This window comes from Paenibacillus sp. J22P143 (assembly GCF_059692035.1).
The window spans coordinates 1-15,783 of record NZ_JCAUAQ010000042.1 but is presented as its reverse complement, the minus strand read 5'-3'; the positions used below and the strand labels follow the sequence as shown (position 1 = coordinate 15,783).

At 46.8% G+C, this 15,783-nt stretch carries 14 protein-coding genes; 11 read left to right on the top strand and 3 right to left on the bottom strand.

From position 1 onward, the window contains the following. The first annotated feature begins 107 nt into the window (after window positions 1-107). The gene (locus AC58PQ_RS28285; RefSeq protein WP_497247520.1) at window positions 108-416 is read left to right on the top strand and encodes a hypothetical protein; all 309 of its coding nucleotides are present in this window, start codon (window positions 108-110) and stop codon (window positions 414-416) included. Between the two features lie 149 nt (window positions 417-565). Here the strand turns inward: AC58PQ_RS28285 and AC58PQ_RS28280 are convergent, their stop codons facing one another. Together AC58PQ_RS28280 and AC58PQ_RS28275 are read right to left on the bottom strand one after the other, a co-directional pair. Continuing rightward, a complete protein-coding gene (locus AC58PQ_RS28280; RefSeq protein WP_497247518.1) occupies window positions 566-1,186 on the bottom strand; it encodes an NAD(P)-dependent oxidoreductase in 621 nt (206 codons plus the stop codon). A gap of 173 nt (window positions 1,187-1,359) precedes the next feature. Next, the gene (locus AC58PQ_RS28275; protein ID WP_497247516.1) at window positions 1,360-1,566 is read right to left on the bottom strand and encodes a hypothetical protein; all 207 of its coding nucleotides are present in this window, start codon (window positions 1,564-1,566) and stop codon (window positions 1,360-1,362) included. Window positions 1,567-1,696: 130 nt separating this feature from the next. Here AC58PQ_RS28275 and rluF point away from each other — a divergent pair, with 130 nt between their 5' ends. Continuing rightward, window positions 1,697-2,410, top strand: coding sequence for a 23S rRNA pseudouridine(2604) synthase RluF (gene rluF, locus AC58PQ_RS28270; RefSeq protein WP_497247514.1), 714 nt, complete (start codon window positions 1,697-1,699; stop codon window positions 2,408-2,410). Between the two features lie 247 nt (window positions 2,411-2,657). Next, the gene (locus AC58PQ_RS28265) at window positions 2,658-5,018 is read left to right on the top strand and encodes a YcdB/YcdC domain-containing protein (RefSeq protein ID WP_497247512.1); all 2,361 of its coding nucleotides are present in this window, start codon (window positions 2,658-2,660) and stop codon (window positions 5,016-5,018) included. A gap of 95 nt (window positions 5,019-5,113) precedes the next feature. On the opposite strand, the gene AC58PQ_RS28260 is transcribed toward AC58PQ_RS28265, so the two are convergent. After that, window positions 5,114-5,725, bottom strand: coding sequence for a TetR/AcrR family transcriptional regulator (locus tag AC58PQ_RS28260; RefSeq protein WP_497247510.1), 612 nt, complete (start codon window positions 5,723-5,725; stop codon window positions 5,114-5,116). Between the two features lie 205 nt (window positions 5,726-5,930). Between AC58PQ_RS28260 and AC58PQ_RS28255 the strand changes: the two genes are divergently transcribed. The 8 genes from AC58PQ_RS28255 (at window position 5,931) to AC58PQ_RS28220 (ending at window position 15,625) form a co-directional block, all read left to right on the top strand. Then, complete coding sequence (locus AC58PQ_RS28255; protein ID WP_497247508.1) at window positions 5,931-7,433, top strand: MDR family MFS transporter; 1,503 nt, start codon at window positions 5,931-5,933, stop codon at window positions 7,431-7,433. Window positions 7,434-7,924: 491 nt separating this feature from the next. Then, entirely contained in the window at window positions 7,925-9,181 is a 1,257-nt protein-coding gene (gene ilvA, locus AC58PQ_RS28250; protein ID WP_497247506.1) for a threonine ammonia-lyase IlvA, read from the top strand. 305 nt (window positions 9,182-9,486) lie between these two features. Continuing rightward, window positions 9,487-10,542 (top strand): BMP family lipoprotein, encoded by a 1,056-nt coding sequence (locus AC58PQ_RS28245; RefSeq protein ID WP_497247503.1) that lies wholly within the window; start codon window positions 9,487-9,489, stop codon window positions 10,540-10,542. A gap of 131 nt (window positions 10,543-10,673) precedes the next feature. Further along, entirely contained in the window at window positions 10,674-12,215 is a 1,542-nt protein-coding gene (locus tag AC58PQ_RS28240) for an ABC transporter ATP-binding protein (RefSeq protein ID WP_497247501.1), read from the top strand. After that, entirely contained in the window at window positions 12,208-13,287 is a 1,080-nt protein-coding gene (locus AC58PQ_RS28235) for an ABC transporter permease (protein WP_497247499.1), read from the top strand. The genes AC58PQ_RS28240 and AC58PQ_RS28235 overlap by 8 nt, the downstream gene beginning before the upstream one ends. A 1-nt stretch (window position 13,288) precedes the next feature. Next, window positions 13,289-14,272, top strand: a complete 984-nt coding sequence (locus AC58PQ_RS28230) for an ABC transporter permease (protein WP_497247497.1) — start codon at window positions 13,289-13,291, stop codon at window positions 14,270-14,272. A gap of 4 nt (window positions 14,273-14,276) precedes the next feature. After that, window positions 14,277-14,411 carry a hypothetical protein gene (locus AC58PQ_RS28225; protein WP_497247495.1) on the top strand — a complete coding sequence of 45 codons (135 nt, stop codon included), beginning with the start codon at window positions 14,277-14,279 and terminating at the stop codon, window positions 14,409-14,411. A 101-nt stretch (window positions 14,412-14,512) separates the two neighbouring features. Then, entirely contained in the window at window positions 14,513-15,625 is a 1,113-nt protein-coding gene (locus AC58PQ_RS28220; protein ID WP_497247493.1) for a tyrosine-type recombinase/integrase, read from the top strand. Window positions 15,626-15,783 lie beyond the last annotated feature (158 nt).

Genomic DNA, 15,783 nt, shown 5'->3' with positions numbered 1-15,783 from the left:
ACTCGGTCGCGAGTCGTGGACGAAACTCGACAAAAGGCTAACGACTCCGACTTTCCGATATGCTACAATGAAACCAATTCAAGTTTGCACCAAATGGAGGAGTCGTTATGCGTTCCGATACAAAACGTTTGTTGAATTTGGTACAGTTGCTTTCCGAGATTGCAATTGCCGTTGGGTATTTGCTTGGACTTATACCTTTTGTTTATGCGTGGTCATGCTCATGGGTCATCCCGCTCGTCTTCGTGAATCTGGTAGTAGCCTTCCTCACGGGCAACGGGACTACGCTGAAAACCATCATCAACATTGCCTTGGCGTTCCTTAGTCTCATTCCGCTACTCGGTTACGTATTCCGTTTCGGCGGAATCGTGGTCTCAGGGCTCAATTTGAGAGAGTTGTCAAAGGCAAGGAACAACTAGTAGAAGCAGTACAAAAAAACGGATGATGCCCAATTGGCATTCATCCGTTTTTTTGTGTAACTACGTAAAATCCAGTTATTTTGCCGCGGAGGTCGAGGTTCTGGAGTTTGTGGATGTTGTGGTTGTTGAGTGATGGGGGGACGCCCCCTCTAGTACGCCAAGCCCACGCGGCACCCCGCGTACGCCCCTTCCATCGCGACGCGGTAGGTGAACGCCGCGGTGTCGCCGACGGAGATGGACGTTCCGCCGTCCGGCAAGAAGTCGCGCTCTGCGCGGAACTGACCGTGCGCCTCGCCATCGGGCAAATATGTTGGACACACGACGGTCCAACTCAGGCCCGACGCGGCGAGCAGCGCCCACGCCGTGCGGTGCTCCTCGGCTGCGCGAGTCGAGGAGCGCCGCGTGTCCGGCGCCTCAAAGCGCAGCAACCCCGGATGCTCGCGGCTCTGCAGGATGCCGGCTGTGCCGACGGTGATCACACGGCTCACGCCAGCAGCTCTCATCGCTCCGATGAGAAGGGGTGTCGCCTCAGTCAGCACCGTGCCGCCATCGGTGCCAAGACAGCTTATGACCGTGTCTACGCCGGTCATGGCACGCTCAAGATCTGCTGAGGAGCAGGCATCACCTTGCAATAAGGTTAGTCGATCAGATCGCAGAGTTACTTTGTCGACGCTCCGCACAATGGCAGTCACCTCATGACCATCCTGTAAAGCTTGGGCAAGCACACGCTGTCCCACGCGGCCAGTTGCTCCTAATAATAGAAAATGCATCATTCTGCTCCTTCGGAATGTCATCTTTTCACGTACTTCTCATGTTTTTCTCACGATATAAGCACTTCTATGTATCCCCAGTATAACAAACAAAGTGTATGATGTAGAAAACCCCAGCCACCTTGTCGAGTGTGAGGGGTCGTCCTAGTTACATATACTCTTGAGTTTCCCTATTACAGCTTAGCTTCGAATGTAAAGGAGATGGCACGTGTGAAAAGAGTTGGGTTTGTACACGGTGATAATATAAACGGTGTCGGTTTGGTTGTAGAAGGGGTGTTCGGCGAGATCGTACGATTGAAAAAGAAGCGTTGGAACCCGTTGCCTAAATCTGTTTTACGATTTGCTTTTTGCGGTGTGGATGAATCTACCAGTCCATTCATATCATTTTGAAATATAGCATTCCTATGTTTCGCCGTTTTTTGCAGGGGCGACTTGAACCGTCTCCGTGAATCCAGCATAATAGAAGGTATTGAGTTCGAATGAAGACGGGATAGAAGGGAATTTCGGGGCATGAGAATTAATAAGTTTATTAGTGAAACCGGCGTGTGCTCCAGACGTGAGGCGGACAAGTGGGTCGAAGCGCGGCGTGTGACGATCAATGGTGAAATTGCTGGACTGGGCAGTGTGGTTGGTCCTGGTGATGAAGTTAAGGTAGATGGTCGTGCGATCGGCGAGAAGAAAGAGCATGTGTATATTGCGCTTAATAAGCCTGTGGGGATCACTAGCACAACGGAAGCGCATATTAAAGGGAATATCGTGGATTTCGTGGGGCATTCTGAGCGAATTTTTCCTATCGGCAGATTGGACAAGGACTCGGAAGGGCTCATCCTGCTAACGAATAACGGGGATATTGTGAATCAGATCCTCCGTGCGGAGAACAATCATGATAAAGAATACATTGTGACGGTGAATCGACCGATTACGCAGATGTTTTTACGAGGCATGTCAAGTGGCGTACGAATACTGGGCACGATGACGAAGCCTTGTGAAATCGTGCAAGTGAATGAACGCGTGTTTCGCATCATTCTCACGCAAGGCCTGAACCGCCAAATTCGGCGGATGTGCGAAGCTTTCGGGTATCGTGTCGTACGTCTCCAACGAGTTCGCATCATGCATATTCATTTAGACAATTTGAAGGTAGGCAAATGGCGGGATTTAACACAGGGCGAGCTGAAGGATTTGATGCAGACGCTTAGCCAAGAGAATGCCAAATCCGAGCGGTAGCTAAATCTCATCTAACCAATTAACACATGCAGGATCATTCGTTCAACGGATGTTCAAGCATGTGTTTTTTATTTTTTGGCGACAGCGGTTATTTGGAGAAGATTATTTTTGTTAAAAATTTCTAAGTGCACGCAACCTTTTTCCAGAATTCACCGTCAAGTACTATATGGCAATTGGACGCGTCCAAGCAGCAGCTAACCATGTGGATCTAAATGTTGTATGTAGAACACTAAGGAGGAAGATGACTTTGAAATTTTTGAAACAAGCAGGCACGATGGTACTCGCTTCGACACTGTTGCTCACAGTGGCCCCAACAGGGGTATGGGCAGATGTGGTATCTGGTTCAGGAATGGCCCCCATATCATCTCCTGCCTTCCCAGGACAAGTTGATATCTCAGCTCTCGATGCCACAATCACCAAAGAACAAGCCCTTGAACGTGCCAAAACTTACATAACATTGCCCGCTGATTATACATTCCAATCGATTAGTTTAAATGCGTACTATGGGAAGAATGGCCAAAAAAACCCTACGTGGAACATCAGCTATACGAAAAAGGTAAAAGATCGCTTCTATGGCTCCGCCAATATTTCCATCAACGGCATGGACGGAACATTGACTGCTTATTCCATGAATGACAATGATCCTGACCATAAGCCATCGTATCCGCCTAAAGTAGATTTTCAAGCTGCGAAGGAGCTGGCTGCTGCATTCATCGCCAAAGTAAACCCAGCGAAGCAGAAGGAGCTTCTTTACGATGATTCGGTAGAAAAAGCGTTCCGTACTCCGCTTGACGGCAATTATCTGTATAATATCCGTTATGATCGTTCTGTGGGCGGAATTCCCTTCTCAGGCAATGGACTCAATGTCAACGTCAATGGTGACGGTCAGATCACGAGTTATTGGTACAATTGGGACGATCAAGTGATGTTTGATCAGACGAGCACACCGATTTCGAAGGAGAAGGCTGTCCAACAATTCCGTGAGAAGACGGAGCTTTCCTTACAGTATCAAATCCCTTATAGCACCCCGGGGAAACGAATTCCGATTATTGCTTATGTGATGAACGGCTTTGCATTGGATGCTGCAACAGGAGAGGTATGGCATCCAATTCCTAGCTTGAGCGGCGGCAATAAGCCTGTAACGGATAAACCGCTGGGAACGAATCCGCCTGCTACCTTGAATTTAACGAAGGAAGAAGCAGTTAAGAAAATTGTATCGACGTTCAATCTATCTTCTGACTACAAGCTGCAAGAAGCTAATTATAATGAATCGAAAAATCCTGAAACAGGCGAGACATCCTCGAGCTGGAATATGAGCTGGAACAAGGCAACGACGGATACATCAGCTAGTGGGAAAATGATTGCGGGAAGTAACATCTGGGCAACAGTGAACAGTAAAACTGGAGCCATTATCAATTTCAACATCTACGTGCCTTATAGCGGCGAAAACGAAAAGCCTGTCGAGGGTAAAATTTCATTGGACGATGCGATTGTGAAAAGCACGGACTTCGTCAAAGCGCAGCTTCCTGCTTCCACGGACCAACTCGTCCTGAATGTTCAGAAGTATCCCGAGGACATGCTGAAGCAAATGCGTACTTGGGAAATTAGCTATAAGCGCGTCATTGACGGTGTTGCTGTGGGCAATGAAGAGGTACGGGTAAGCATTGACCGTGTAACAGGAGCGATCTCGAACTATTATGTATTCTTAAGCGATGTGGCGTATCCTGCACAGAAGCCAGAGGTCATTTCGATCGATAAGGCAAAGGATCTGTGGCTGGCGCAGTTCGATGTGAAGCTTGGCTACGTATTGGAGAGTAACGGAAACTACGGCCCTATGCCAATCGAGAAATATCGCGTGATGATGGCGGCGGGTGAAATTCCAATGTCAGGGGTGAATGCCAAAGGCGAATCGAAAGCGAAACTCGTGTATTCCCTCATTTCCAAAAATTCGAATCGCGAAGGCTTCCTTCTGGATGCGCAATCCGGTCAATGGCGCAGTGCGCAATCAGGAGAGGTTATCTCCTTGGATAAGGTCATAGTGAGTGATATAGATGACCACTGGGCGCAAAACGAACTTCAGCTGATGCTTGATTATCAAGCCTTGGATGTGAAGGATGGCAAAGTGAATCCAGACCAAACGATTAAACGCGGTGAAATGGTCAAAATGCTGGTTATCGCCATGAATGGCGGGAACGGCGGCATTTATTACGGAGCAGAGCGGGCGGCGTCCTTCGCTGATGTGAGCAATGGTTCTAAATATTTTGCCTATGTTGAAAATGCGGTTGATCGTGGGCTGCTTGATGTAGGTAAAGAATTCAATCCAGAGGCTACGATGGATCGTGAGGCGATGGCGCAATTGATCGTGAAGGCGCTTGGTTACCACAGCCTGACGAAATTTGACGGTGTATTTAACAGTCAGTTCGCAGATGCAGGGAAGCTGGCTCACGTGGGCGATGCCGCTATTGTGGTAGGGCTGAATATTATGTCACTCAGCGATGGTTACTTCGCGCCACAGGAAGAAGTGACGAAAGCACAGGCAGCAAGCGCGTTCTACCGTTTCTTGCAAAAAAGATCCGAATTGCAAGAGAAGCCGCGGTATTACTATTAATCCTTAGAGATTCGACATTGGTAAAACGACAAAAGACCTCTCAAACCAAATTGAGAGGTCTTTGTTCAGCCGTTAGGCAGTTTGTAGCAAGTGAGCTAATTTCTTTTGAAAAATAAGCAGCACAACTGACGATAATGCTCCTTCATATGCGCTTTCGTATAGCTTTTTTCGTTTTTGATATGAAAATAGCCGATAGGTGAGATGGAGCAAATGATCGTATGGGCTGCGAAATCTGGCTCCACAAGCTGCTCTTGTGCAGGTCCAAGGGACTCGTGAATAAGCTCTGACAATTTATCCCGGATGAAATGGTACATAGGGGATAGAAAGAAGTTGCCGCGGCCATCCTCGCAGTTCAAATCAATCTTCGATGCCATGGCAACGATAAGCTCCGCTTTTTCTTCAATTGCATCGATCCATAGCTCCAATATACCGTTTAGTCGATCAATGGGAGTATCCTGCTGATGGTTCTCCAGATAGGACAAAATCTCATTGATGAATTGCCTGCCATAATGCTGGAGAACATCGAAGCAAAGGTCTCCTTTATGCGCATATCTGCGATAGAGGGTTGCTTGTCCAATGCCCGCCGTTTTGGCAATCTGATGCATGCTGACCGATTGAACGCCATATTCATGAAAGAGTTGTTTGGCGGTTTGAAGTATTAATTGGCGATTTTCCATGGCGTCCTTGCGTTCATGACGAATGGACATCTGTAACCACCTCGTTAGATGTGAATTTATTGTGTTCGTATTGACAAAGAAACGAAATTTCTGTTAGCATCATGTTTGTAAACGGACAGCTGTCCGTTTACAAAGGAAGTTATTGATGTTCGTGTATGTCTGCCACTATTGTACAGGGTATACTATATACGGTCAACGATAGACAAGAGAGTAATTAATCGGATGGAGGGATGACATGTCTTCACAAGCAACATCGAAAGAAACAGAAGCTCCGTTTTCAATGCGCAGCATTTTGGGGCCGCTGATAGCTATTGTCGTTGGTATTTTCATGGTTATTTTGGATGGAACAGCGGTAAACGTTGCGCTTCCTAAGCTGCAAGAAGAATTCAATTTGCCCAACTTATCACTTGTTCAATGGACGGTCATTGGTTATGCATTGGCACAAGCCGCGGTTATTCCGTTGGCAGGCTGGTTATCGGATCGATTCGGTGCCAAGAAAATTTTCCTCATTTCCGTAGGTCTCTTTACAATTGGCTCCGGTCTTTGTGCGCTAGCGAACTCGGTTGAAATGTTGATTGCTTACCGCATTATTCAAGGCTTAGGCGGCGGTGTTGTTGTGCCGATTGCCATGGCTTTCATTTATCGTTTATCTCCACCAGGTAAAGTAGGGGCCGTCATGGGTATGATGGGGATTCCAATCTTACTAGGTCCAGCTCTGGGTCCAGTTGTTGCTGGTTGGTTAGTTGAGTATCATAGCTGGCAGTGGATCTTCCTTATTAATCTGCCTATCGGTGTTATTGGTATTATTTTAGGCATTCGTACATTGCCAAATATGCAGCGTCAGAGCGTTGCTTCCCTAGATTTGCTGGGCATGCTATTAGGGCCTCTAGCTTTCGCGGCACTTGTTTACGGTGTTTCCAACGGTGGTATTGATCCGATCACGGGTAAATCCACATGGACAGATGCAGATACGCTGATCGGTTCTGGAATCGGTGTAGTAGCACTTATTCTATTCATTATTGTTGAATTGAGACAGAAGAATCCGCTTTTGGAGCTTCGTGTATTCCGTTCAGGAAACTTCACCAAAGGGATTATCGTGCAATGGATTTCACAGATTGCCATGTTCGGTACGATGTTCCTTGTTCCTCTATTTTTACAACAAGCACATGGATACAGCCCATTGAAAACGGGATTGATCATGCTTCCGCAGGCTTTGGCTTCCGGGTTGTTCATGCCAATCGGCGGTAAGCTGTCCGACCGTTTCGGTTCTCGTCCGCTCGTTATCGCGGGTATGATTCTAACGACGATTTCGGCATTCTTGCTTTCCAATATTTCTGGCGAATCAGGTGTAGGCACGGTGATGCTGCCGCTTACTCTTCTGGGAGCGGGTATGGGATTATTCATGATGCCGCTGAACAATCACTTGATTCAATCGGCACCGCAGAATTTGGTTGGTCGTGTAACGTCATTGACGAACGCGGCACAGCAAGTCATGATGTCCTTCGCCATTGCGATCTTGATGACGATTTTCAGTACGAAATTTAAGGATTTGATGGTTGAGTCAGGCAAACAACAGCCAGATATAGGCTTATATGCTTCTGCATTCGGACATACGTTCCTCATTTTGCTCGGTATCGCTATTGTTGGCGGTCTGCTTGGTTTGATGCTGCAGAAGCCTAAGAAAGTGGAAGGCGATGCCGAGAATACGGCTGAAGTTCCAATGATGATCGGTCATTAAAGGGTATAAAAGAAGGAGCCGCACCTCAAGGTCAAATTGACTTTGAGGTGCGGTTTTATTTGTGACCGCTGCACTGCTGTAGCGGGGGACCCTCTTTTTACTGCTTGGAGGATACTCCCCCAACTCACCTTCTCGTGGCCGTGAATGCAGCGGTGAAGCATTCAAAAGTGCAAAAGTGCAACCATTTTTATTAAATGAACCTCGCTATTTAAAATGCTTGCGATTATGCAACTGTTTCTGTCGACCCTCATCATTTTGTCAGCTTTCCGGTCCTAAAGGTTGCACTTTTGCACCAATGTAGCTATCTCTAGCCGTTTTCATCGAAAATAAGTGTACTTTCGCAACTTTCTCCATGGGACAGCTGTTAGCCCCTTCTTTGATTTTGAGGACAGAAGCAAAAGAGTGCTGAAAGTTGCGTACAGAACGCATCAAATATGTTACAATACATGATAAAATTCCAAAGAAGCTCTACAAAGAAAGGGTGTTGAGTAATGGTTGTAACTGGTAAAGTAGGTTTGGAAGATATTATTAGAGCCAATCATGTGCTCAGCAGGGTGATCGAACCATCGCCGTTGCAACGCAATGAGCTGCTCTCCAGCCAATATGAATGTAACGTTTATCTCAAACGTGAAGATATGCAAATCGTGCGTTCGTTCAAAATTCGTGGAGCTTACAATGTGATCCAGAGCTTAACGGAAGAAGAGCGCGCAGCAGGTGTTGTTTGTGCAAGTGCCGGTAACCACGCACAGGGTGTAGCATACTCCTGTAAGCAGCTAGGCATCGAAGGCAAAATCTTCATGCCGACAACGACGCCGCGTCAGAAGATTTCCCAAGTGAAGCTGTTCGGCGGCTCTTTTGTGGAAGTTATCCTCGTAGGAGATTCCTTCGATGATTCTTCGACCCAAGCTAAGGCGTATTGCCTGAAGGAGAATAAGGTGTTTATCCACCCGTTCGATGATGTGCGCACGATTGCGGGGCAAGGTACGGTCGGGCTGGAGATCATGAATCAGATGCCGGAATCACCTGATTTCATCTTCGCAACGATTGGCGGAGGTGGATTAGCTGCAGGTGTAGCCACATACGTGGCAAGCGTATCCCCGCGAACGCGCATTATTGGGGCAGAGCCGGAGGGTGCGGCTAGTATGACGGAAGCGCTGAAACAGGGGGGCGTCGTCAAACTGCCGACGATCGAGAAGTTTGTGGACGGTGCAGCTGTAGCGCAGGTTGGCGAGATGACATTTGAGATTTGCAAAGAAAAGCTAGAGGATATCGTCATTATCCCATCGGGCAAAGAATGTACAACCATTCTGGAACTCTACAATAGCAATGCGATTGTTATTGAGCCTGCTGGGGCACTACCGGTCGCTGCGCTGGATGCTTATCGTGAACAAATTCGCGGGAAGAACGTCGTATGCATCATCAGCGGCGGGAATAATGATATTGATCGGATGCAGCAAATCAAAGAGAGATCGCTTGTTTATGAAGGTTTGAAGCATTACTTTATCCTGAATTTCCCGCAACGAGCAGGAGCTCTACGTGAATTTCTGGAGGAAGTGCTAGGACCATCGGACGATATTACGCGTTTCGAATATACGAAGAAGAATAATCGCGATGATGCGCCAGCCCTAGTAGGGATTGAGCTTAAAAATAAAGACGATTATGAAGGGCTGATTGAGCGCCTTTCCCGAAAAGATTATGGTTATATCGAAATCAATAAGGATCCTAAGCTATTTAACCTTCTCATTTAGAGGAGGTTTTTTTGGTATGAAAAGCGTCATAAAATTAACATAGAGCAATCTAGATTTAATTAACCATTGGTTGTATAATCATTAATTGGGACTTATAACCTATATTGTCGGGGAAAACAAAAAAGACATGTTAACTTGTGTGACTTGACGAATCTATGTGAATAGAGCTGTGACTTGCTTTTCTGTTAGGAGTCCAGATGCTACACTTATTTTAAGCCAACTTACATAATTTAACTGGTTTTGGTCAACCTACAGTGTGGGCTTCATGGTTTCAATTAAATGATGATACGATGGGGGTAAAATCGATGAAAAAGATTTTTTCAACAGTACTTATGACTGTCACGGTTTCTGCATTAGTGATTTCCGGTTGTGCCAAAAAAGAAGAGACAAACACTGGTTCATCCGCATCACCAAAAGCTTCTGCAGTTGTTAGCGATAATACAGGTAAAGATTTCAAAATTGGTATGGTTACCGATATTGGCGGTGTAAACGACAAATCCTTTAACCAAAGTGCTTGGGAAGGTTTGACGCTTCTAAAAAAACAAACAGGCGCTAACGTGAAAAACCTTGAAAGTAAAAACGATGCAGACTACACGCCTAACTTGAATCAATTCGTTAAAGACGGCTATAACCTAACTTGGGGTATTGGTTTCTTGATGGGTGACGCTGTAAAAGCGGTAGCAACTCAAAACCCGAACGCGAAGCTTGCGATCATTGATAATGTTGTAGAAGCTCCGAACGTGGAGTCGGTTACTTTCTCTGAGCAAGAAGGTTCTTACCTTGTTGGTGTGGTTGCAGGTCTTACAACAAAAACAAATAAAATCGGTTTCGTTGGCGGTATCGACATCCCGGTTATCAAACGTTTTGAAGCTGGCTTCATAGCTGGTGTTAAAGCAGTAAAACCTGATGCTAAAGTTCAAATCAACTACACAGGCGCTTTCGACAAACCTGATCTTGGTAAAGCAGCAGCAGCAACGATCTACAATGATGGCGCGGATATCATTTTCCACGCAGCTGGATCCACGGGTAACGGTGTATTCAACGAAGCGAAAGATCGCGCGAAAAATGGTAAAAAAGTATGGGTTATCGGTGTAGATAAAGACCAATCCCTTGAGTTTGGCGATGAAGTAACACTTACGTCCATGTTGAAACGTGTTGATTCTGCGGTTCTTCGTGTATCCAAAGATGTTGTAGCTGGCAAATTCCAAGGTGGTAAAGTCGTTACTTTGGGTCTGAAAGACGACGGCGTAGGCCTTCCTGAAACATCCAAGAAAAACGTGTCTGCTGACATCTTGAAAAAAGTTGACGAGTACAAAGCCAAAATTATTAGCGGCGAAATCAAAGTTCCTGAAAAACCATAAGCGTCTAACGGACGATCATGGCTTGAACGATAAGTTTACTTCTGTACAAACAAGGCTAGTTATATTAACTAGCCTTGTTCTTTAGTTTTAGAGGGCATGGGAAACAAAAAATTGATCCTTAGGGTGATCTGATGAGTGAAGCAATCCCAGTAGTTGAACTTCGCAACATTACGAAACGATTTCCAGGCATCGTCGCCAATGATGCGATTAGTCTGAAGCTGAGAAAAGGTGAAATTCATGCCTTGCTTGGCGAGAATGGTGCAGGTAAATCAACGCTGATGAACATTGTGTTCGGTTTATATCAGCCGGATGAAGGCAGTATTTTTGTACAAGGCAATGAGGTTTTTATCGATAGTCCGAATCGAGCGATCGAGCTCGGCATCGGGATGGTGCATCAGCATTTCAAGCTAGTACAACCATTTACGGTAACTGAAAACATCATTTTGGGGATGGAACCCAAACGTGGCATGAACGTCGACATTAAGACAGCACAAGATAAAGTTCGCAAGCTATCGGAGCAATACGGTTTACGCGTGGATCCAAAAGCCAAAATCGAAGATATTTCAGTCGGTATGCAGCAGCGTGTCGAAATATTGAAAACGCTGTATCGCGGCGCCGATATTCTAATTTTTGATGAGCCTACAGCTGTACTAACACCGCAAGAGATTAGTGAATTGATGGTCATTATGCGTAACCTTGTGAAAGAGGGCAAGTCCATTATTCTCATTACACATAAGCTGAAAGAAATTATGGAGATCGCCGATACAGTGACGATTATTCGTCGCGGTAAAGTGATTGATTCCTTGGCATGCTCCCAGGCGAATCCGCAAATTCTGGCCGAGAAGATGGTCGGACGTGATGTCTCCTTTAAAGTAACCAAGGAAGCAGTGAAACTAGGAGAACCTGTTCTCCAGGTACAAGATTTGACAGTGCGTAATCAACAAGGATTGGCCTCGCTCAAAGGGCTTAATTTTGAAGTGAAAGCTGGCGAAATTCTGGGTATCGCAGGTGTGGATGGCAACGGTCAGAGTGAATTGATCGAAGCGTTGACGGGCTTGCGTGCCGTAGATAGCGGCAAAGTGCTGCTCATGGGTAGCGATATTACGAACCAGACACCGAGAGAGATCTCAGAAGCTGGGTTGTCGCATATCCCTGAGGATCGGCATAAACACGGGCTTGTGCTTGATTTTACGATGAGTGAAAATATGGTGCTTGAAACGTATTTCCATCCTGCGTATAACAAAGGCGGCTTCTTGAACTATGAGGCCATTGATAAGCATGCGGAGGCATTGATTAAGCAGTTCGATGTGCGAACACCGAGTATTTACAACAAGGCTCGTTCCTTGTCAGGCGGTAATCAGCAAAAGGCGATTATTGCGAGGGAAATACATAAGAATCCCAATCTGCTGATCGCGGCACAGCCGACGCGTGGTCTGGATGTTGGCGCGATTGAATTCGTTCATCGGATGCTGATTGAGCAGCGGAATAAAGGGAAAGCCGTGCTGTTAATTTCTTTTGAGCTCGATGAAATTATGAATGTTTCGGATCGCATTGCCGTAATTTACGAAGGTCAGATTGTGGGCGAAGTGATGCCGCAGGATACGAACGATCAGGAGATCGGTCTGCTCATGGCAGGAAGTAACGCTACGCAGAAAGGAGCCCTACATGAATAAAGTTGTTCGCATTTTTACAAGTGAATCAGCGGTAAATCCCCTTGTGGCGATTGTGTTAGGGCTGTTATTTGGAGCGCTTGTCATGCTGGCTGGCGGTTACAATCCGATTACGGCTTATGGGGCACTGTTCGCACGTATTGTAGGTAAACCTTATGATATTGGTGAGTCTATCCGAGCGATTACGCCACTTATCTTAACCGGGCTATCTGTCGCGTTCGCTTTCCGTACGGGGTTGTTCAACATTGGTGCGGAAGGGCAGTTCGTGATGGGGATGACAGGGGCTACCTTTATTGGTGTCAAAATCCATGGTCTTCCGTGGATCATTCATGCTCCACTTGCGGTCATTGTCGGCGCCTTAATTGGCGGACTTTGGGGCGCCATAGCGGGCTACTTGAAAGCGAAGCGCGGCGTTAACGAAGTCATAACCACGATCATGTTGAATTGGATTTCCTTATTCTTGTCCAATTATATCGTGAACACTTTCCTTCTAGAGCCTAAGCAGCAGCGTTCTTATATGATTCAAGACTCAGCATCGTTGAGTATTGGTTGGTTGTCGGAAGTCATGGATCACGCCAGACTCCACTGGGGAACCTTTGTTGCCATTCTGGCGGCGGTTGTTTTCTACTTGATTCTATGGAAAACGAAGCAAGGCTACGAGCTGCGTGCGGTTGGGCATAATATCGATGCAGCCAAATATGCGGGAATGAACGTGAACAAGAACATCATCAAAGCGATGTTTATCTCCGGGGTTTTTGCTGGACTTGCTGGTGTGTTCGAGGTTCTCGGCGTATTCCATTATCAGGTTGTTGCTGCAGGCACGATGGGATATGGATTTGATGGTATTGCTGTATCCTTGCTCGGGGCCAACAATCCGATAGGGGTCGTGCTGGGTGCTACCCTTTTCGGTGGATTATCCTATGGTTCTGCGGGGATGAGCTTCGGTGCGGATGTACCGCCAGAAATTATCCGTATTGTTATCGGATCGGTGATCTTCTTCGTCGCTACCCAAGGTATTGTGAAATGGGTGCTGCTCCCGTTCTACGGCAAACGCAAGAAAGAGAGGGCTACGTAACATGGACCTGCTCAGTATGCTCAACGCGTTTTTCACGAAATTCAGTGAACTTATTAATACAACGCTGGTGTATTCCACAGCGCTTATCTTCGGGGCATTAGGTGGTATTTACTCGGAGCGTTCCGGGATTGTTAACATCGGTATTGAGGGTCTGATGGTTTCCGGTGCCTTCGCTTCGGCGGTCGGCACTTATTATGCAGAGGAAGCGAACATGGGCGTCTGGTCCCCTTGGATTGGGCTCCTGTGTGCACTGCTGTTTGCGCTAATTTTCGCCTTGATTCATGCGGTTGCAACGATTTCGTTCAAAGCCAATCAAGTCATCAGCGGCGTGGTCATCAACTTCTTGGCAGCTGGCGTTACCCTGTACTTGGTGAAAGTATTGTTCAACGGTGCGGGTCAAACGGAGACGCTGAATGATGTATTCTCCAAATGGGAAATACCGTTGCTTTCCAAAATTCCGTATATCGGCTATGCGCTCTTCACGGCATATCCAACGACGTATATCGCGTTAATTCTCGTCGTGGTGACTTGGTATGTGCTGTTCAAAACACCATTCGGCCTGCGTCTGCGTGCAGTGGGTGAACATCCGAGTGCCGCTGATACCGTTGGGATTAAAGTAAAGCGTATTCGCTATTTAGCTGTTCTGATCAGTGGTCTGTTCGGCGGACTTGGCGGAGCGACGATTACGCTGACGACAACAAGTGCGTTCTCGCATAACACGATTTCGGGTCAAGGCTTTATTGCGATGGCCGCGATGATCTTCGGCAAATGGCATCCATTTGGCGCGCTGGGCGCCGCGGTATTCTTCGGAATGGCGCAAGCGCTTAACAACTTCATGCGATTGTTCGATTTCTCCAAGGACATTCCGCAGGAATTCCTCTACATGCTGCCTTACGTACTGACAATCCTCGTATTGGCAGGAGCTGTCGGGCGTGCGAAAGCGCCGTCGGCATTGGGTGAGCCGTACGATCCGGGCAAGAGATAGAGGGATGCTGAAGGTAGAGTCGGGGCTGGTCAATAAGCAAGCGGTTGCGAGCGGCGAACTTCTAGTGACAGGGTACGGATCACTTGCTATACTTAACTTGCATGAACAACCGAAAGCATCGGGACAGTTCCTCCATTAGAGGGCTGTCCTTTTTGGTTTTTCTTACAGAGGGTGCGAAAAACGGAACGAAAGAAGGAATAATATGGAATTAATTGAATTATTAACGAGGAGGAAAGAGTGTTGATCCATCTTACAAGGAGTGACGACTGTTTCGTTATACGAACCAATGGATATCGCTCAGATGTTGTGAGTAAAATTCGGGAGATACAAGGCCGCATATGGGTGAAAGAGAAGCTGGAATGGCAAATACCTAATACGGAAAGCGCCATTCAATCTCTCTATGAACTATTTGGCTCGGAACATGTTCAAATTGAAGGCAAGTTGAGACAAGAAGAAGCGCTGATTCGCAAATGGTTTCCCTTCGAACCAGCTACGGCTGCAATCATGCGTGGTCATATGGATCAATACAGTAAGCTGATGGTGCTTAAAGGCTTTAGCCCTAAGACTAAGAAGGCGTATGAAGGGCATGTCAGGCGCTTCGCACATGCACATGCTGAGGGATACGGCAAGTTGAAAGTCGAAGATGTAGAGGCTTATTTCTTGCAGTTGTTCGAAAAGGAGCGATCTCATTCCTATGTGAATCAGCTCATGAGCGCATTGAAGTTATTTCTCGGCAAGGTCTGTGGACGTTCCGATCTTATCCAACATTTGCCGCGAGCAAAGAAAGTAAAGCAGCTGCCTGCGGTATTATCTGTTGATGAGGTGTTGGAAGTGTTTGCCGCCGTATCGAACGTGAAGCACAAAGCGATTCTGATGCTCACTTACTCTTCGGGCTTACGTATCGGGGAAGTCGTTCGGCTGAAAGGCGCCGATCTGGATAACGAGCGCAATGTTGTCCATATTCGGCAGGGAAAGGGGAGAAAAGATCGTGTGACCGTATTATCACGAGCCGCCAACGAAATGATTCGCCAGTACATGGAAAAGGAACGTCCCTATGACTGGCTGTTTCCAGGCGCTGATCGTGATCGGCACATCACAGAAAGAACCATTCAACGCGTTTTCGAACGCGCGCGTGAGGCGGCGAACATTCGAAAGCCGGCAACCGTTCATACGCTGAGGCATTCATTCGCCACTCATTTGCTAGAGGGTGGAACGGACCTGAGGTACATACAAGAACTGCTGGGCCATGAAAGTGTCAAAACCACACAAATCTACACGCATGTCAGCACCAAAGACGCCCGCCGTGTGATGAGTCCACTTGATCGCGCCCTTGGCGGGGAGAAATGGTCGTAGTTCACGCGAGTTGTAGAGGGTTAACTGAATTGCTACGCAGATTTTAAGTTATCAGAAATCATCGCAAGTCCGAAAGTGAGGTAAGTTCAAATTAACGAAGGAATTTATCGAATTGACAATGAAGTAATGGTCATAGGCCAGTCGTTACCTATCTTTAT